The 16,161-nt window shown below is 71.2% G+C and carries 18 protein-coding genes; 8 read left to right on the top strand and 10 right to left on the bottom strand.

From position 1 onward, the window contains the following. Positions 1 to 813, top strand: an 813-nt coding sequence (locus tag JHN45_RS28470; protein WP_201051307.1) for a UTP--glucose-1-phosphate uridylyltransferase, incomplete at its 5' end; no start/stop codon positions are given. 68 nt (positions 814 to 881) lie between these two features. Here the strand turns inward: JHN45_RS28470 and JHN45_RS28465 are convergent. Beyond that, positions 882 to 1,319, bottom strand: coding sequence for a DUF4442 domain-containing protein (locus JHN45_RS28465; protein WP_200710593.1), 438 nt, complete (start codon positions 1,317 to 1,319; stop codon positions 882 to 884). A 152-nt stretch (positions 1,320 to 1,471) separates the two neighbouring features. Here JHN45_RS28465 and JHN45_RS28460 point away from each other — a divergent pair, with 152 nt between their 5' ends. Together JHN45_RS28460 and JHN45_RS28455 are read left to right on the top strand one after the other, a co-directional pair. Next, entirely contained in the window at positions 1,472 to 2,488 is a 1,017-nt protein-coding gene (locus JHN45_RS28460; RefSeq protein ID WP_200710550.1) for a hypothetical protein, read from the top strand. 74 nt (positions 2,489 to 2,562) lie between these two features. After that, complete coding sequence (locus JHN45_RS28455; RefSeq protein ID WP_201051306.1) at positions 2,563 to 3,870, top strand: MFS transporter; 1,308 nt, start codon at positions 2,563 to 2,565, stop codon at positions 3,868 to 3,870. Here the strand turns inward: JHN45_RS28455 and JHN45_RS28450 are convergent. The 4 genes from JHN45_RS28450 to JHN45_RS28435 form a co-directional block, all read right to left on the bottom strand. After that, on the bottom strand, positions 3,832 to 4,677 hold the full coding sequence (locus tag JHN45_RS28450) for a spermidine synthase (RefSeq protein WP_201051304.1): 846 nt from the start codon (positions 4,675 to 4,677) through the stop codon (positions 3,832 to 3,834). The two genes, JHN45_RS28455 and JHN45_RS28450, sit on opposite strands and share 39 nt — an antisense overlap. A 54-nt stretch (positions 4,678 to 4,731) precedes the next feature. Further along, positions 4,732 to 5,568 carry a patatin-like phospholipase family protein gene (locus tag JHN45_RS28445; RefSeq protein ID WP_201051295.1) on the bottom strand — a complete coding sequence of 279 codons (837 nt, stop codon included), beginning with the start codon at positions 5,566 to 5,568 and terminating at the stop codon, positions 4,732 to 4,734. Between the two features lie 165 nt (positions 5,569 to 5,733). Further along, positions 5,734 to 6,903 (bottom strand): elongation factor Tu, encoded by a 1,170-nt coding sequence (gene tuf, locus JHN45_RS28440; protein WP_200710554.1) that lies wholly within the window; start codon positions 6,901 to 6,903, stop codon positions 5,734 to 5,736. Between the two features lie 341 nt (positions 6,904 to 7,244). Continuing rightward, positions 7,245 to 7,967: a DNA alkylation repair protein gene (locus tag JHN45_RS28435; RefSeq protein ID WP_201051288.1), complete on the bottom strand. Its 723-nt coding sequence runs from the start codon at positions 7,965 to 7,967 to the stop codon at positions 7,245 to 7,247. A 50-nt stretch (positions 7,968 to 8,017) separates the two neighbouring features. On the opposite strand from JHN45_RS28435, the gene JHN45_RS28430 reads away from it, so the two are divergent. After that, positions 8,018 to 8,863: a TVP38/TMEM64 family protein gene (locus tag JHN45_RS28430; RefSeq protein ID WP_200710556.1), complete on the top strand. Its 846-nt coding sequence runs from the start codon at positions 8,018 to 8,020 to the stop codon at positions 8,861 to 8,863. A 12-nt stretch (positions 8,864 to 8,875) separates the two neighbouring features. Here the strand turns inward: JHN45_RS28430 and JHN45_RS28425 are convergent, their stop codons facing one another. After that, on the bottom strand, positions 8,876 to 10,045 hold the full coding sequence (locus JHN45_RS28425) for a thiolase family protein (RefSeq protein WP_201051286.1): 1,170 nt from the start codon (positions 10,043 to 10,045) through the stop codon (positions 8,876 to 8,878). Between the two features lie 94 nt (positions 10,046 to 10,139). Here JHN45_RS28425 and JHN45_RS28420 point away from each other — a divergent pair, with 94 nt between their 5' ends. Further along, positions 10,140 to 10,613, top strand: coding sequence for a helix-turn-helix domain-containing protein (locus JHN45_RS28420; protein ID WP_201051284.1), 474 nt, complete (start codon positions 10,140 to 10,142; stop codon positions 10,611 to 10,613). Here the strand turns inward: JHN45_RS28420 and JHN45_RS28415 are convergent. From JHN45_RS28415 to JHN45_RS28405, 3 genes are read right to left on the bottom strand one after another with little or no spacing between them, the layout of a single operon-like run. Continuing rightward, entirely contained in the window at positions 10,610 to 11,335 is a 726-nt protein-coding gene (locus JHN45_RS28415; RefSeq protein ID WP_201051313.1) for a cupin, read from the bottom strand. The two genes, JHN45_RS28420 and JHN45_RS28415, sit on opposite strands and share 4 nt — an antisense overlap. Positions 11,336 to 11,361: 26 nt before the next feature. Further along, positions 11,362 to 12,300 (bottom strand): PmoA family protein, encoded by a 939-nt coding sequence (locus JHN45_RS28410; protein ID WP_200710559.1) that lies wholly within the window; start codon positions 12,298 to 12,300, stop codon positions 11,362 to 11,364. Then, positions 12,297 to 13,484, bottom strand: a complete 1,188-nt coding sequence (locus JHN45_RS28405) for a Gfo/Idh/MocA family protein (RefSeq protein WP_201051311.1) — start codon at positions 13,482 to 13,484, stop codon at positions 12,297 to 12,299. Before JHN45_RS28405 ends, JHN45_RS28410 begins: the two co-directional genes overlap by 4 nt. Positions 13,485 to 13,735: 251 nt before the next feature. Between JHN45_RS28405 and JHN45_RS28400 the strand changes: the two genes are divergently transcribed. Beyond that, positions 13,736 to 14,611, top strand: a complete 876-nt coding sequence (locus JHN45_RS28400; RefSeq protein ID WP_200710560.1) for an undecaprenyl-diphosphate phosphatase — start codon at positions 13,736 to 13,738, stop codon at positions 14,609 to 14,611. Between the two features lies 1 nt (position 14,612). Here the strand turns inward: JHN45_RS28400 and JHN45_RS28395 are convergent, their stop codons facing one another. Beyond that, positions 14,613 to 15,173: a carboxymuconolactone decarboxylase family protein gene (locus JHN45_RS28395; RefSeq protein WP_201051282.1), complete on the bottom strand. Its 561-nt coding sequence runs from the start codon at positions 15,171 to 15,173 to the stop codon at positions 14,613 to 14,615. A 174-nt stretch (positions 15,174 to 15,347) separates the two neighbouring features. On the opposite strand from JHN45_RS28395, the gene JHN45_RS28390 reads away from it, so the two are divergent. Together JHN45_RS28390 and JHN45_RS28385 are read left to right on the top strand one after the other, a co-directional pair. Beyond that, the gene (locus tag JHN45_RS28390) at positions 15,348 to 15,635 is read left to right on the top strand and encodes a helix-turn-helix domain-containing protein (RefSeq protein ID WP_201051280.1); all 288 of its coding nucleotides are present in this window, start codon (positions 15,348 to 15,350) and stop codon (positions 15,633 to 15,635) included. Beyond that, a complete protein-coding gene (locus JHN45_RS28385; RefSeq protein ID WP_201051278.1) occupies positions 15,635 to 16,153 on the top strand; it encodes a DUF1877 family protein in 519 nt (172 codons plus the stop codon). Before JHN45_RS28390 ends, JHN45_RS28385 begins: the two co-directional genes overlap by 1 nt. The last annotated feature ends 8 nt before the right edge of the window (positions 16,154 to 16,161 follow it).

Here is a 16,161-nt window from a genome sequence, read left to right as displayed (position 1 = left end):
GACAAGCCCGCGATCCAGTACGTCGTCGAGGAAGCCGCGGCGGCCGGACTCGACGACATCCTGATGGTCACAGGCCGGCACAAGCGCGCCATCGAGGACCACTTCGACCACGCCTTCGAACTGGAACAGGCCCTGGCCGCCAAGGGCGACACCGTGCGCCTGGACGCCGTACGCGATCCCGCGCGCCTCGCCGACATCCACCACATCCGCCAGGGCGACCCGCTCGGCCTCGGCCACGCGGTGCTCTGCGCCCGCCACCACGTAGGCGACCAGCCGTTCGCCGTCCTGCTCGGCGACGACCTGATCGACCCGCGCGAGACCCTGCTCAGCCAGATGCTGGACGTCCGCGAGCGGTACGCGGGCAGCGTGGTCGCCCTGATGGAAGTCCCGGAGGAACACGTCCACCTGTACGGCTGCGCGGCCGTCGAGCCGACCGGCGAGGACGGTGTCGTACGCGTCACCGGCCTGGTCGAGAAGCCGTCCCGCGAGGACGCGCCCAGCCGCTACGCCGTCATCGGCCGCTATGTCCTCGACCCCGCGATCTTCCCCACCCTGGAACGCACCCCGCCCGGCCGCGGCGGCGAGATCCAACTGACTGACGCCCTTCAGGAGTTGGCCGCGGGCGGCACGGTCCACGGAGTCGTCTTCAAGGGCCTGCGCTACGACACCGGCGACAAGGCCGACTATCTGCGCACGGTGGTCCGACTGGCCTGCGACCGACCGGACCTGGGACCCGAATTCCTCGCGTGGCTCAAGGAATTCGTGGCGGGGATCGAAGGCGGCGCGAGCGAGAACGAGCAGCTCGCGGCCTGAACTCCGCACACACGAGGGCCCGGTGACGCCGTAGCGACAACCGGGCCCTCACGCCTGCCTCGTGACGGTCAGCCGTTCGGCCGGAGCGTCCAGGTGACCGTCATCTCCCCCGTCACGGCGCCGTCCTCGCGCTGGATGGCGACGGTGACCGGGAACTCGGGGCGCTCGCCCGCGTCGAGTTCGGCGACGACGTCGGCGACGGGACGGCCGAGGGTCGCGGTGGCCTTCACCGGGCCCAGGGCGATCTTCTTGAACGCGATCTCGGCGTTGACCGGGAGCGGCACGGCCCGCGAGAGCTGGTCGCCGAAGGCGGCGAGGACGATCGCGCCGCTGGCGGACTCGCCGAGGGTGAACATGGCGCCGGCGTGCGGCCCGCCGACGTGGTTGCGGTACTCGCTCTGGTCCGGCAGGGCCAGCACGGCCCGCTCGGGACTGGTCTCCAGGTACTCCAGGTTCAGCGTGCGAACCATCGGCACCGTGGCGGCGAGCAACTCGCCGATGGACATCTGATCTGCGCTCATGGACGGCATGTTACCCATGAGTAGCCAATTCGGACCAGACCTGTGCGCCGGCAAACACCGTCCGGTCCCCGGTTGGTACGACCCTGACAAGGGGCGGTGACCCAACCGTGTCCCGTGCCGCACTAGGGTTACTGCCCATGTGGCCAGGACAGCAGCCGCCCGGGGGCGAGCAGAACCCGCAACAGAACCCGTACCAGCAGCCGGGGTACCAACAGCCGAATCCGTATCAGCAGCCCGGCTACCAGCAGCCCAACCCCTATGGGCAGCAGCCCCAGTGGGGCGCTCCGGGCCCCGCGGGCGGACCGCAGCCGCCGCAGGGCGGGGGCGGCGGGAACCGGACGAAGCTGGTCGCGATCGTCGCCGCCACGGCCGTCGTCGTGGCCGCCGGGGTGACCGGATTCCTGGTCCTCGGCGGGAACAAGGACGACAAGGCGGACGGCGGCAAGGACACGTCGAGCCGGTCACCCTCGGCCTCCGCGGACCCGAGTGCCTCCTCCTCCGGTTCCGACGACAACCCGCGCGGCACCGAGACCGAGCAGCCGACCGTCGCGGGCTGGAAGGTCGTCGTCAACCAGAAGTACGGCACCGCCTTCGACGTCCCCGCCGACTGGGAAGTGGGCACGCCGGGCACCTTCACCTTCTTCGAGGACGAGCAGAAGGGCGACGGCTCCCCGTACATCGGCTTCTCCGCGCCCGCCTATCTGAAGCAGAACTGGTGCGAGTCCGACGACAACAAGGACGGCACCAAGGAGACCTCGTCGCTGGCGTCCAGCGGCACCAAGGGCGAGGACGGCGCGAAGGACACCGCGAGCACCGCGCGCGGTGACGCCGCCGCGTTCGCCTTCGGCGGGTACACGGACCAGAAGGACTCCTCCAAGAAGTACCTGAAGATCGGCGCGGCGAAGTCGTACACGACGAAGTCCGGTGTCGCCGGCAGCGTCGCCACCTCGTACACCACCGGTGTGCCCAAGTCCGGCAAGTGCTCCTCGGACGGCAAGGCGACCACGTTCGCCTTCAAGAACTCGGCGGGCGACTTCGTCTCCTGGACCCTCTACGGCGCCAAGGGCGTCAGCGAGGAGATCCCGGACGCCACGATCCAGAAGATCCTCAGCACCGTACGGCTGCACGGGGACCCGACGGGCAGCACCAGCTGACGCCGTGACGGGTTGGCCGGATTCTGGCAGCAAATGGTTTGGCAGGCCGTGGCCCGGGCGGCGATAGTCGGCCGGTGAACGACACCGCCGCCCTCCGTCACCCGCACCGTCCCGACTGGGCGGGCCGCAACTACACCCTGCTGACCACCGCCGCGGTGGCGACCGGGCTCGGTGGGAGCGGTGCGCTGATCGCCGCCGCGTTCGCGGTGCTGGACGCGGGCGGCGACAGCGGTGACGTGGGACTGGTGGCCGCCTCGCGCACGCTGCCGCTGGTGGTGTTCCTGCTGATCAGCGGCGCGCTCGCGGACCGGATACCCCGGCACCGGGTGATGGTCGCGGCCAACGCCCTCAGCTGTGTGTCGCAGGCGGCCTTCGCGGTACTGGTCCTCGCCGGCGAGCCGCGGTTGTGGCAGATGATGCTGCTGACCGCGCTCGGCGGCACCGGGCAGGCGTTCTTCGGTCCGGCGGCCGAGGGCATGCTGATGTCCACGGTGAGCGGGGAGCAGGCGAGCAAGGCCTTCGCGGTGTTCCGGACGGCGATGCAGGGCGCGTCCCTGGGCGGTGCGGCCCTCGGCGGCGCGCTGGTCGCGGCGGTCGGTCCCGGCTGGGTGCTGGCCCTCGACGCGGCGATGTTCGCGGTCGCCGGGGCGCTGCGCTCCTTCCTCGACGTGAGCCACATACCGGTGCGCGCACCGGGTGGCGGGATGCTGGCCGATCTCCGGGACGGCTGGCGGGAGTTCATCGGCCGACCCTGGCTGTGGTCCGTCGTCCTGGCGTTCTCCGTCGCCAACGCGGTGGTCGGCGCGGCCGACGGCGTCTACGGCCCGCTCGTCGCCCGGGACAGCCTCGGCGGCGCGGGTCCCTGGGGCCTGGCCCTGGCCGCGTTCGGCGCGGGCACGGTCGCCGGCGCCCTGCTGATGACCCGCTGGAAACCCCGCAGGCTGCTCCTCGCGGGCATGCTCTGCATCTTCCCGCTGGCCCTGCCGTCCGCCGCGCTCGCGATACCGGTGCCGGTCGGTGTCCTGTGCGTGGTGATGTTCGTCGCCGGAGCGACCGTCGAGGTGTTCGGGGTGTCGTGGATGACGGCACTGCACCAGGAGATCCCCGAGGAGAAGCTCTCCCGGATCGCGGCGTACGACTGGCTGGGCTCGATCGCGCTGATGCCGGTCGCCGCCGCGGCGGCGGGCCCCGCGGAGTCGGCCTTCGGACGGACGGCGGCCCTGTGGGGGTGCACGGCCCTGGTCGCCCTGGTCACGGCGGGAGCCCTGTGCGTACCGGAGGTACGGAACCTACGGCGGCGCACCGGACCGACCGCCCACGAGGAACCGGGGGTCGCGAACGGCTCAGCCGATCCCGAACGCTCCGTCGGGGGGCTCGGGTGACGGTACGGCGTCCTCGTCCCGGACGGGTCGCGCGCCGCCGATGAACTCCCGTACCGCGACCCCGTGTTCGAGCCGCGCGGGGAAGGCGTCCGAAGCCACGAGCCGGGTCAGCGCCACCGTGTCGACCGGCCGGTGCGCGGCGACGAGCACCGCGTTGCCGAACCGGCGTCCGCGCAGCACACCCGGTTCCGCGATCAGCGCCAGCTCCCCGAACACCGCGCCGAACGTGGCGAGTTGGGCGCGCAGGAACGCGAAGGGGGCGGAGTCCGCGAGGTTGGCGAGGTAGTACCCGTCGGCCCGCAGCACACGCTCGGCCTCGCGGGCGTACGCCATGGACGTCAAGTGCGCCGGAACCCGCGTCCCGCCGAACACGTCCGCGACCACCACGTCCGCCGAACCGTCCGGCGCCGCCTCCAGCCACGCCCTGGCGTCGGCGCCGTGCACGGTGACACCGGCACCGTCCGGCACCGGCAGATGCTCGGCGACCAGCTCCAGCAGCCCCCGGTCGGCCTCCACGACGTCCTGCCGCGAACCGGGCCGGGTCGCCGCCAGGTACCGGGGCAACGTGAGCGCCCCACCTCCCAGATGCACCACGTCCAGCGGACGCCCCGGCTCCGCGACGGTGTCCAGCACATGCCCGAGCCGCCGCGCGTACTCGAACTCCAGATGCGTCGGCGCGTCCAGGTCCACATACGACTGCGGCGCCCCGTCGACGGTCAGCAGCCAGGCCCGCGCCCGGTCCACGTCGGGCATCAGCTTGGCGGTCCCGTGATCAACGTCCCGGGTCACGGGTATGGGCTCGTTCACGGATCCATTGTGCCGGGGCGGAGTGCGGCGAGAGGCCGCGGTCGTACGGCTCCGTCAGACCCCCCACACCTCCCCCACCTCAGCCGCGTGCGCCGCCGCCTGTTCCCGCCCCGCGCGCGCGGCCGGCGCCCGTACCGCCGGGTCGAGCGGGTTGCGGCCGTACGCCTGCTTCGCCTCCGGGGACGGACGGACGGCGACCGCGCGGGCGCCCTGTTCCACGAGCCGCCGCGTCTGGTCCGCGGCCGAGGCCAGAGGGCCGCCGCCCACGGCCATCGGGGCGAGGACGACGACCCGGTCATAGCCCTCGGCGAGGTGGGCGTTGGCGGGCGAGTGGATGCCGCCGTCCATCCAGACCCGGTCCTCGATGGTGATCGGGGGCCACACACCGGGAACCGCGCAACTCGCGGCGACCGCGTCGGCCAGGGCCGTCCCGCTGTCCTTGTCGAAGACCCGCAGCTCCCCGGTCGCGGTGTCCACGGCGGTGAGGCGAAGGGCACGATCGGGCCACTGCGGCGAGACGAGCCTGCTCGCTATCGCGGCGCGCCGGGCCGCCGCGTCGGGTGTCCTGGCGGCGAGTGCCATACGGCCGATCTTCCGGCCGTACGCCTCGGGAGTGCGCGAGGTCAGGGCCACCCGCGCGTAGTGGAACAGCAGGCCGACCCCGAGCCGGCCCGGGATCTCGCCCTCGGGGGCCGCGAGTTGACGCTCGTAGAGCTCCTTGAGCGTGCCCGCCGCCAGTTGCGCGCCGACGGCCGAACCGGCCGATGTACCGATCACGACGTCGGCGTCGCCGAGATCCACGCCCGCCTCGCCCAGCCCGTACAGCATCCCGGCCATCCAGCCGATACCGCTGATGCCCCCGCCGCCCAGCACAAGTGCCTTGCCCGCCATGGTGCCCCCACCTCTCCATGCACTCGCCACGACTGCCTCCGCGATCAAGTCTTGCGCACGGCACTGACAATGACCGCCGCAGGTCGCCCGGCAGACACCGGCAGGACCACCCCGCCTCTAACGCGCGAAGGTGCCCGCCCCCGCAGGGACGGGCACCTCGCTCGTTCAGCCGACCTCTGTCACCGTGCCCGCGCCGACCGTCCGGCCGCCCTCGCGGATCGCGAAGCCGAGCCCCGGCTCCAACGGGACCTCACGGCCCAGCTCGACCGACATCGTGACGGTGTCCCCGGGCCGTGCGACCGCCGTCTCACCGAGGTCGATGTCGCCGACCACGTCCGCGGTGCGGATGAAGAACTGCGGCCGGTAACCGGTCGACACCGCGGTCGTACGGCCGCCCTCGCGGGCCGACAGGACGTACACCCGCGCCGAGAAACGGCGGCTGGGGACGACGCTGCCGGGCGCCGCCACGATGTGCCCGCGGCGGACCGCGTCACGCGGCACCCCGCGCAGCAGCAGCGCCACGTTGTCGCCGGCCTGCGCCTCCGCCATGGGCTTGCCGAAGGTCTCCAGGCCGGTGACCACCGTGTCGACGGCGGCTCCGAGCACTTCGATCCGGTCGCCCACCCGGACCGTGCCGCGCTCGATCGCGCCCGTGACCACCGTTCCGCGCCCGGTGATGGTGAGCACGTTCTCGACCGGCAACAGGAACGGCGCGTCCAGGTACCGCTCGGGCATGGGCACATACGTGTCCACGGCGTCGAGCAGCGCGTCGATCGACGCCGTCCAACGGGGGTCCCCCTCAAGGGCCTTGAGGCCGGACACCCGTACGACGGGTACGGAGTCGCCGCCGTAGCCGTTCGCGGTGAGCAGCTCGCGGACCTCCAGTTCCACGAGGTCGGTGAGCTCCTCGTCGCCCGCGTCGGCCTTGTTGAGCGCGACCACGATGTGGTCGACGCCCACCTGCCGGGCGAGCAGCACGTGTTCGGCGGTCTGCGGCATGATCCCGTCGAGCGCGGAGACGACAAGGATCGCCCCGTCGAGCTGCGCGGCCCCGGTGACCATGTTCTTGACGTAGTCGGCGTGGCCCGGCATGTCGACGTGCGCGTAGTGCCGGGTGTCGGTCTCGTACTCGACGTGCGCGATGTTGATGGTGATGCCGCGCGCGGCCTCCTCCGGCGCCCGGTCGATCCGGTCGAACGGGACGAAGGTGGACGCGCCGCGCTCGGCGAGGACCTTGGTGATGGCGGCGGTCAGGGTGGTCTTGCCGTGGTCGACATGGCCCATCGTGCCGATGTTCAGATGCGGTTTCGTGCGGACGTATGCCGTCTTGGACATGGCGGTACCTCGAAGCCTGGTGAAGTGGATTGCGGGGACCCCGAGGACTCGCCGACCCTCCCCCTGCGGGGTCCGCCGGACGATCCGGAGAGGGTCAGCTTCGGGCGCCGTCGACTGCGGCCGCTGGAACAGGAACGAGAACGAGTGCGGGAACGGCAGCCTTCGGGGCATCCGCGACCGCGGATGCTGCGAGGTGGAAGGCGTACCGGAACATGACGCCGATCATTGCCGACGCTTTGCCCCACGTCGAACGATTTATCAGCAGCGGGGACTTGAGGGAGCGTCGTGCTTCAGGAGCCGATGTTCGTCAGGGGCGGATGTTCTTCAGGAGTGGATGTTCTTCAGGGGCCGATGTTCTTCAGGGCCTCGCGCACCGACAGCGGCGCGAACCGCCCCTTCTCCCGGGCCAGGAAGCCCCGTACCGCCTCCGGGTCCGTCTTCGCGTACTCGCGCAGGCACCAGCCGATGGCCTTGCGGATGAAGAAGTCGGGGTGCCCGGACTGACGCAGGCAGTACGCGAAGAGGCGTTCGGTGTCGGTGCGCTCCTTGTAGCGCAACTGGTGGAGCAGGGCCGTACGGGCGACCCACAGGTCGTCGTCGACGATCCAGGCGTCCATGTCGGCCGTCAGCCGCGGATCGGCGGCGACCAGGCCTCCCACTACGTGGGAGGCGAGTGCGTCGACGGTGTCCCACCAGGGGACCGTGGAGACGAGATACCGGGCGACCGGCAGAAAGCCGGACGTGCAGTGCCTCACATGCCGGCGCAGATAGTCCACCGCGAAGTACTGGTACTCGCGCTCCGGCAGTTCCCAGCAGCGCAGCGCGATCGCGGTGCAGTCGGTCTCGTCGGGGCGGGGCGTGCCCTCCAGGACCGTGCGGGACAAAGCCCTGCGTACGGGTGTGGTCAGGCCCAGGTAGGGCGCGATGTCCTTCATGTAGGCCCGCATGGGTACGGCCCGCTCGGGGTCGGCCGCGGCGGCGTACACGACGGTGAGCCGCTCCAGCACGGTGTCGGCGAGAACACTGCCCGGCACCTTCGGGGTGCCCGCACCTGTGACGCTCATGAGACGAACCATACGGCGATCACATACACAGGTCGGTTAGGGTCGCCGACATGCTCGCCGATGCCGCCACCGACTCTGGGGGCACCCGCTCTGGGGGCACCGCCACGGCCACTCCCCAGGCCCCTGCCCAGCTCACCGGCACGGAACTCGCCGCAGTCGTGACCGTCCCCACGGCCACCTCCGTCGTCTCCGTCGCGCCCGTGCTGCCCGTCGCCCCGACCGGGTTCACCGCGCGCTGCACGAGAGCCCTGCTCTCACCGTGGTCCCGGCTGTCGCTGCTGCTCGTCCTGCTCGCCGGGGCGGCTTCGACCGTGCTGCTCTTCCACCCGCAGAGACTCCTCTCGGACGGCTGGCCGCCCCAACTCACCGGCGCCATGGCGGCGTTGGTGTTCGCCGCGGCCTACGGCCTGTGCAGCGTGGCGTTCGTGCCGCGCCCGCTGCTCAACCTCGCGGCGGGCGCGCTCTTCGGCTCCCAGATGGGCACCGCCTCGGCGCTGGCGGGCACGGTGCTCGGGGCCGGGATCTCCTTCGGTCTCGGCCGTGTGCTGGGCCAGGACGCGCTGCGCCCGCTGCTGCGGGGCCGGTGGCTCAAGGCGGCGGACGGGCAGCTCAGCAAGCACGGCTTCCGTTCGATGATGGCGGCCCGGCTCTTCCCGGGACTGCCGTTCTGGGGCGTGAACTACTGCGCGGCCGTCTCCCGGATGCGCTGGATGCCGTTCCTGGTCGCGACGGCACTCGGCTCGCTCCCGAACACCGCCGCGTACGTCGTCGCCGGCGCCCGTGCATCCAGCCCCACGTCCCCGGCCTTCCTGATCGCCATGGCCTGCATCGCCCTGCCGGCCCTCGGCGGCGCGGTGGTGGCCTGGCGCAAGCGCCACCACCTGCGCGCCCGGTGACACGTCAACACATCAGACAGCCTCGATGATCATCGCGTTGGCGAGACCCCCCGCCTCGCACATCGTCTGCAGCCCGTAACGCGCTCCCCGGTCCCGCATCGCGTGCACGAGCGTGGTCGTCAGCCGGGTGCCGCTGGCCCCGAGCGGATGGCCGATCGCGATGGCCCCGCCGTGCACGTTGACCTTGGCGAGATCGGCGCCCGTCTCCTGCTGCCAGGCCAGAACGACGCTGGAGAACGCCTCGTTGACCTCGAACAGGTCGATGTCGTCGAGGGTGAGCGAGGCCCTGCGCAGCACCTTCTCGGTGGCCGGTATGACACCGGTGAGCATGAGCAGCGGGTCGGAGCCGGTCACGGCGAAGCTGTGCAGCCGGGCGATCGGACGAAGCCCGAGCCGGGCCGCCGTCTCGCTCGACGTGATCAGGACCGCTGAGGCACCGTCGTTGATCGGGCTGGAGTTGCCTGCGGTGATGTTCCACTCGATCTGCGGGAAGCGCTCGGCCCAACTCGGGTCGTAGAAGGCGGGCTTGAGGCCGCCCAGAGCTTCGGCTGTACTGCCCGGCCGTACGCACTCGTCGCGCGAGGCGCCCGCCAGGGGGGTCACCTGGGCTTCGAAGAGGCCCGCGTCCCAGGCGGCGGCAGCCTTGTGGTGCGAGGAGAGCGCGAAGTCGTCCAACTGATCGCGTGTCATCGACCACTTGGCGGCGATGAGTTCGGCGCTGATGCCCTGCGGGACGAGACCCTCCGGGTAGCGTGCGGCGACTCCGGGGCCGAAGGGGTCCGTGCCGGGCAGCACGGCCGACCCCATCGGCACCCGCCCCATGGACTCCACGCCACAGGCCACGACCAGGTCGTACGCCCCGGAGAGCACGCCCTGCGCCGCGAAGTGCACGGCCTGCTGGGAGGAGCCGCACTGGCGGTCCACCGTGGTCGCGGGCACCGACTCCGGGAAGCCTGCCGACAGGACGGCCTGCCGGGTGATGTTGACGGACTGCTCACCGACCTGGGTGACCGTGCCGCCGATGACGTCGTCGATGAGGGCCGGGTCGATCCCGGTGCGCTCGACGAGGGTGCGCAGGGTGTGCGAGAGGAGTTCGACGGGGTGGACCTGGGCGAGGGCGCCGTTCGGCTTGCCCTTGCCTACGGGGGTGCGTACGGCTTCGACGATCACTGCGTCACGCATGATGCAGGCCTCCACGATTACCAGTCAGTAGGAAATCCAAACTCACCATAGCTCTGTCAGTTGGAAAATCAAACCCTCCCCTAAACTGAACACCATGGCCGCCCCCAAAGACCCGCGCCCCTGCTCGATCGCCGACGCCCTCGCACTCGTCGGCGAGAAGTACTCCCTGCTCGTCCTGCGGGAGGTGTGCCTGGGCAATCGCCGCTTCGACCAGCTGGTCCGCAACATCGGTGCCCCGCGCGACGTCCTGGCCACGCGGCTGCGCCGCCTCGTCGACGCCGGGATCCTGACCCGGCGGACGTACAGCGAACACCCGCAGCGCTTCGAGTACCGGCCCACCGAGGCGGGTCTCGAACTGGAGCCGGTGCTGATGACCCTCATGGCATGGGGCGATCGTCATCTCCGAAAGGATCTGCTCGACCGCCCCATGGTGATCGAGCACATCTGTGGCAACGAACTGGTCCCGGCCGTCACCTGCACGGCCTGCGGAGCCCCGGTCCGCCACGAGGACCTGACGGCCCACCCGCAGGTATCGGGCTGGACCGTCACGGGCCCGACAGCGGCCTAAACGTCGTAGACGTCCAACCGCCCGCACATCCCGAACTTCCCGTACGCCGAAGGCTGTTCGGCCCGTACGGCGGCGTCGGCGAGGTGGGAGAAGTCGCCCCGGTCGAGCCGGTCGAGCTGCTCCCCCGTGGCCGCGGCGGCGGCCCGCGCACCCCGCTCCCAGCGCTCGCGCCACTCCGCGAGCCGGGGCCGTACCAGCGCGGCGGCGGCCCGGTGGAAGGCGGCAAGCGCTTCCGGGCCCTCGGCGGAGCGCAGCGCCTCGTAGCCCTCCAGGGCGAGGTCGCGGCGGGCCCGGGCGATCCGTTCCTGCTCGGCCTCGGGCGCGTCGGCCGGGATGACGGTGACGGCGGCGTACGTCTCCGGGTCGGTGAGGTACCGGGGCGGCAGGGTGAGCACCGCGTCGCCCGCCTCGGGCAGCCCGCTGTTCTGCATGAGGACGGTGATGCGCAGATCGCCCTCGTTGACGAGCCGGTGGATGGTCCCGGGCGTGAACCAGGCGACGGTTCCGGCCGCGAGCGGTGTGACCTCGTACCCGGATGCTGTGCCGGACATTACGCCGGACAATGTGAGCGTCTGCACCGCACCGCGCCCGCCCGTGACGACGTACCCCTCCGAACAGGTCAGGTGCATATGGGGAGTTCCGCCGCACACCCTGCCCGCACCATCGACCTCGGCCGGCCAGTCGTAGACGGACAGATGCGAGACGGCGACTCCTCCCGGCATTCCGCCGAAGCCGAAACTCTCGGTGCTCACCACGGCCGCGCCTCAAGGTACTTGGCGATCTCCTCCCGCTCCCAGGCCCCGTCGGCGACGACGACGCGGTAGCGCCGGGTGAGTGTGTCGCCGGGGTCGAGCACCAGCTCGTCGTAGAAGGCGAAGGAGGGGGCGATGCCCGCGAACGGCTCGTTGCGTACGAACCAGTGGGCGGGGTGGGCGCCCTCGGCGCCGGTGTGGTCGTTCTCGGGGGCGTGCGCGAAGACGACCGTCGCGTGGCCGTCGGTGCCGTCGTGCTCTCCGGAGACGGCGAGCCAGGGGCCCTGGGAGCCCATCAGCCCGGGGCCCTCGCCGTCGGGGCCGATGATGCGGCCGTCACGGAAGGCGCGCGGGCCGCGCCAGAACAGGCCGGTGTAGCCGGCCGCCTCGCGCCCGTGGGTGGTGGGACTGCCGAACAGCAGGGGCTCGTCACGGCGGTTCGTCACCGAGCTCGTCCAGGTCAGTGCCCACGACCCCGACTCCACGTCGACGTCGTGCACCTCGATCCGGCGCCGCTCGTCGGCCCAGAGCTCACCGCTGTACGGGTGCCAGGTCAGCCGTTCGGCGATGACCAGACGCTCGTCGCCCGAGTCGATGTGCGTGTCGATCTCGTCGAAGGCGACATGCGCCATCGACCCGACCCGCTCTGGGAGTTCGAGATACCCCTCGCCGTGAACGTATGTGTTGCCGCCCCACAGGTTCTGGCCCGACAGATGTGAGGCGGTGAACTGCAGGCCCTTGTGCCAGCGGTGGTCGTTGGGCCGGTAGTCCGTGACGATGTCGCCGGCCAGCGTTCTGATCGGGTGGAGGTACGGCTTCGGCGCCTCCCAGGCCGCCTCGGGCCGGTAGACGTAGCTGAACAGCTCGACGCCGGTGGCCGGTTCGGTCACCGTGACGCGGTCGCCGTGGGCATGGACGATACGCAGGCCGGTCATGCCGACACCTCCTCGCGCGCCACGGGCGCCCAGCCGGGGGCGCCGCCGTGCAGCGCCGTGTAGTAGGGGTCACCGGGGCCGATGTCGCCAGCCCGTACGGTCGTGTCGGTGAACGCCGACTTGTAGAGCGCGGTGATCAGCTCCAGGCTGGTGCGCCCGTCGGTGCCGCTGGCGCGCGGGCGTTCGCCGGCCCGCATGCTGACGACGAGTTCCCGCAGCTGCTCCAGGTGCGAACTCGGCACGTCGGGACCGAAGTTCTGCCAGGCGGCGGCCTCCTCGCCCGGGACGTCCGGGGCGGGGGTGACGCGCCAGTTGTCGTTGCTGTGGCCGTACAGGTGGGTGAGTTCGACGGTGGCGCGCTCGCAGTCGATGCGGATGCGGCTGACCTCGTCGGGGCTCAGGACGCTGTTGACGACGGTCGCCATCGCGCCGTTCTCGAAGCGGACCAGGGCGGTCGAGACGTCCTCGGTCTCCACGTCGTGGACCAGCCGCCCGGCCATGGCCTTCACCTCGCTCCACGGCCCGAGCAGATCGAGCAGCAGGTCCATCTGGTGGATGCCGTGTCCCATGGCGGGACCGCCGCCCTCGGTCGCCCAGCGTCCGCGCCAGGGCACGGCGTAGTAGGCGGTGTCGCGGTACCAGGTGGTCTGGCAGTGCGCCACGAGCGGCCGGCCCATGGCCTGCTCGGCGAGCAGCCGGCGCACATGCCGGGTGCCCGAGCCGAACCGGTGCTGGAAGACGATGGAGGCGTACGGCCCCCCGGGCGTCCCCTTTGCCGGGCCCTCTTCGTCCTCCACGGCGTCGAAGTCCGCGAGCGTGGGCACCGGCGGCTTCTCGCACCAGACCCAGGCGCCGGCCCGCAGCGCGGCGACGGTCTGCGCGCGGTGCAGGGTGGGCGGGGTGCAGATGGTGACGAGGTCGGGCCGCTGTTCCCGGAGCATCTGCTCCAGGTCGGTGTAGGCGTGCGGAATCCCCGCCTCGGCACAGAAGGACTCGACCGAGTTGGCATCGATGTCAACGGCTGCGACCACCTCGGTCTCGCCCTCCTCGGCGAGCCGGGCGAGCGCGGGGAAGTGCGAGCCGCGGCCGATGGCACCGGCGCCGACCACGGCGGCCCTGATGCGTCGCCCGGCAAGGGGGGCCGGGGGCCGGCCCGCCCCGGGGTTGGTGGCGGGTGTGGACATGGGCGTGATCAGCACTCCTCCGGAGACAGCGAGCGCGTCCAGCAAGCGCTTTCCTCCGCTGCAACGTATGCGCCGCCCCCGCGCCTGGTCAACACCACGCACCCGGAGTCGCCCGACCGCCCGCGAAACCCCTGTGTCCGGCCTGTCACACCGGGACGCTACGCTGCCCCTCACACACACTCGATCACCGTGCGCGGCGTTTTGGTGTGTCCTTTGCCCTTCCGCGAGCAGCACTTGGACGCCGTAACTCCATGTCTTGGTTTGAATCCCTCATCCTCGGACTCGTCCAGGGGCTGACCGAGTTCCTGCCCGTGTCGTCCAGTGCGCATCTGCGGCTGACGGCGGCCTTCTCCGGCTGGAAGGACCCGGGCGCGGCCTTCACGGCGATCACCCAGCTCGGTACGGAGGCGGCGGTGCTGATCTACTTCCGCCAGGATGTGGGGCGGATTCTCGCCGCGTGGTTCCGGTCGCTCACGAACAAGGAGATGCGGCGCGACCACGACGCCCAGATGGGCTGGCTGGTGATCGTCGGCTCCATTCCGATCGGTGTGCTCGGGGTCACGCTCAAGGACCAGATCGAGGGACCGTTCCGGGATCTGCGGATCACCGCCACCATGCTCATCGTGGTGGGCATCGTCATCGGCGTCGCCGACCGCCTCGCGGCCCGCGACGAGACGGGCGGCCGGCACCGGGCACCCAAGCAGCGCAAGACACTGGTGGACCTGAACGCCAAGGACGGCCTGCTGTACGGCCTCTGCCAGGCGATGGCGCTGGTCCCCGGCGTCTCCCGCTCGGGCGCGACCATCAGCGGCGGCCTGTTCATGGGCTACACCCGTGAGGCGGCGGCCCGTTACTCCTTCCTGCTCGCCATGCCGGCCGTACTGGCCTCGGGCGCCTTCGAGTTGAAGGACGCGGCCGAGGAGGGACACATCGCGTGGGGTCCGACGATGTTCGCGACGGTGATCGCGTTCGCGGTCGGATACGCGGTCATCGCCTGGTTCATGAAGTTCATCTCGCACAAGAGCTTCATGCCGTTCGTCTGGTACCGCATCGCCCTCGGCATCGTGATCATCGCGCTGGTGACGGCGGGCGTGCTCAGCCCGCACGCGGCCGAGTCGGCGGGCTGAACTACCGCTCGGGCAGAGCGAGGGCCCAGGGCTCGGGGGCGATCCCGACGCCGTTGGCGACGTAGGCGATCGTGCGGTACCACCCGGCCAGTACGAGGAGTTCGAGGGCCTCGGGCTCGTCGAGGTGCTCCCGCAGGCCGGACCAGACCGGGTCGCTCAGCCGTGCGCCCGCGTCGAGTTCGTCGACGGCCCGGAGCAGCGCGGACTGCCGTGGCGACCAGGCCGGGTCGTCCGGGGTACCGGTCGCGGTCAACGCGACCTGCTTCGGGGTGAGTTGGGCGGCTTCGGCGTACGCCGCCATGTGGACGCCCCACTCGTAGGCGCAGCCCGCGCGGGCGCAGACCCGGGCGATCACGAGTTCGCGGTCGGCGGTGCTCAGGCGGCCGTGGACGAGGAGTCCGGCGCCCAACGCCCGCATGCGGGAGGCGAGTTCGGGGTGGCGTTCGAGGACTTTGAAGAGCATGAGAGGTTCGCGGGCGACGCCGGGCGGCATCCAGCGGCGCAGGGCGCGGTCGGTGTCGGGGGTGTAGGGCGGGGTGACTCCTTCGATGCGCTGTTTCATGTCCACCGACTCTTGCGCTTCTGAAATCGAAGCGCAAGAGTGAGTCGGGAGCAAGAATGAGTCAGCAGCAAGAGTGATTCAGGAGATCGCCAAGAGTCCGGCGAGGAGGCCCTGTTGGAACCGATCCCCGCTCCTGGCCGCCCCGTTCGCGGATCGGACACCGGGCGTCCCGTCATGGCCGCGCTCGATCTGCTCGGGCGGCGCTGGACCCTCCGCGTGATCTGGGAACTCCACCGCCACCCCGCCCCGATCGGTTTCCGCGATCTGCAACGGCACTGCGACGCCATGTCCTCCAGCGTCCTGTCCACCCGCCTCACGGAGTTGCGCGAGGCGGACATCGCGGGTCAGACGCCGGACGGGGCCTGGCAGTTGACCCCGCTGGGCACGGACCTGGTGACGGCGATGGGACCGTTGCTGGACTGGTCGCGAGTGTGGGCCGAGCAGCGAGGGAGAGCCAACTGATGCCCCTGACCCAGCAGTTCGCCCGCGTGACGTCCGAGTACCTCGACCACTGCCGTGCCTCGGCACTCGCCTCGCCCGACGCCTCCCCGGGCTGGGACCCGCCGGACACCTGCCTGCTCGACACGGACTGGGCGATATGGGGCCTCATCCACCACTGCCGCTCGACCGGCGCCGACCCGCAGGTGATCGCGCTGCTCGACCGCGCCGTCACGGGTGACCCTGACGGGGATGCGGAATTCCTGGACCACGAGAAGTTCTACGACGGTTTCGGCGACCCGCCCCGCCTGCTCACCCCGACCGCCGTCACCGACATCGCCGCCGCGTTGGACCGCATCCGACTCGACGACCTCCTCTCGGAGTTGCCGACGTCAACCGAAGAGGCGGCCACCGCCTGCGGGTTCGATGCCGGATTCGACGGCGACGTACGGGCCCACCTCACCGAACACTTCGTCGCCATGCGGGAGTTCTACCGAGCTGCCGCGCAGCACTCGCAGTACGTCGTCACCTGGGTCGACTGAACGCCCGC

Source organism: Streptomyces sp. MBT53 (genome assembly GCF_016654115.1).
In the GTDB taxonomy this organism is placed as follows: Bacteria; Actinomycetota; Actinomycetes; order Streptomycetales; family Streptomycetaceae; genus Streptomyces.
The sequence above is the reverse complement of the archived record's forward strand: the minus strand, read 5'-3'. Positions and strand labels throughout refer to the sequence as shown.

Coding starts and splice junctions, on each gene's coding strand:
- JHN45_RS28465 (WP_200710593.1), bottom strand. CDS start 1,319: ATGTCCATCGGCGAGTTGCTCGCCGCCACGGTGCCGATGGTTCGCACG.
- JHN45_RS28460 (WP_200710550.1), top strand. CDS start 1,472: ATGTGGCCAGGACAGCAGCCGCCCGGGGGCGAGCAGAACCCGCAACAG.
- JHN45_RS28445 (WP_201051295.1), bottom strand. CDS start 5,568: ATGGCGGGCAAGGCACTTGTGCTGGGCGGCGGGGGCATCAGCGGTATC.
- tuf (WP_200710554.1), bottom strand. CDS start 6,903: ATGTCCAAGACGGCATACGTCCGCACGAAACCGCATCTGAACATCGGC.
- JHN45_RS28435 (WP_201051288.1), bottom strand. CDS start 7,967: ATGAGCGTCACAGGTGCGGGCACCCCGAAGGTGCCGGGCAGTGTTCTC.
- JHN45_RS28430 (WP_200710556.1), top strand. CDS start 8,018: ATGCTCGCCGATGCCGCCACCGACTCTGGGGGCACCCGCTCTGGGGGC.
- JHN45_RS28425 (WP_201051286.1), bottom strand. CDS start 10,045: ATGCGTGACGCAGTGATCGTCGAAGCCGTACGCACCCCCGTAGGCAAG.
- JHN45_RS28420 (WP_201051284.1), top strand. CDS start 10,140: ATGGCCGCCCCCAAAGACCCGCGCCCCTGCTCGATCGCCGACGCCCTC.
- JHN45_RS28415 (WP_201051313.1), bottom strand. CDS start 11,335: ATGCCGGGAGGAGTCGCCGTCTCGCATCTGTCCGTCTACGACTGGCCG.
- JHN45_RS28410 (WP_200710559.1), bottom strand. CDS start 12,300: ATGACCGGCCTGCGTATCGTCCATGCCCACGGCGACCGCGTCACGGTG.
- JHN45_RS28405 (WP_201051311.1), bottom strand. CDS start 13,484: ATGTCCACACCCGCCACCAACCCCGGGGCGGGCCGGCCCCCGGCCCCC.
- JHN45_RS28400 (WP_200710560.1), top strand. CDS start 13,736: ATGTCTTGGTTTGAATCCCTCATCCTCGGACTCGTCCAGGGGCTGACC.
- JHN45_RS28395 (WP_201051282.1), bottom strand. CDS start 15,173: ATGAAACAGCGCATCGAAGGAGTCACCCCGCCCTACACCCCCGACACC.
- JHN45_RS28390 (WP_201051280.1), top strand. CDS start 15,348: ATGGCCGCGCTCGATCTGCTCGGGCGGCGCTGGACCCTCCGCGTGATC.
- JHN45_RS28385 (WP_201051278.1), top strand. CDS start 15,635: ATGCCCCTGACCCAGCAGTTCGCCCGCGTGACGTCCGAGTACCTCGAC.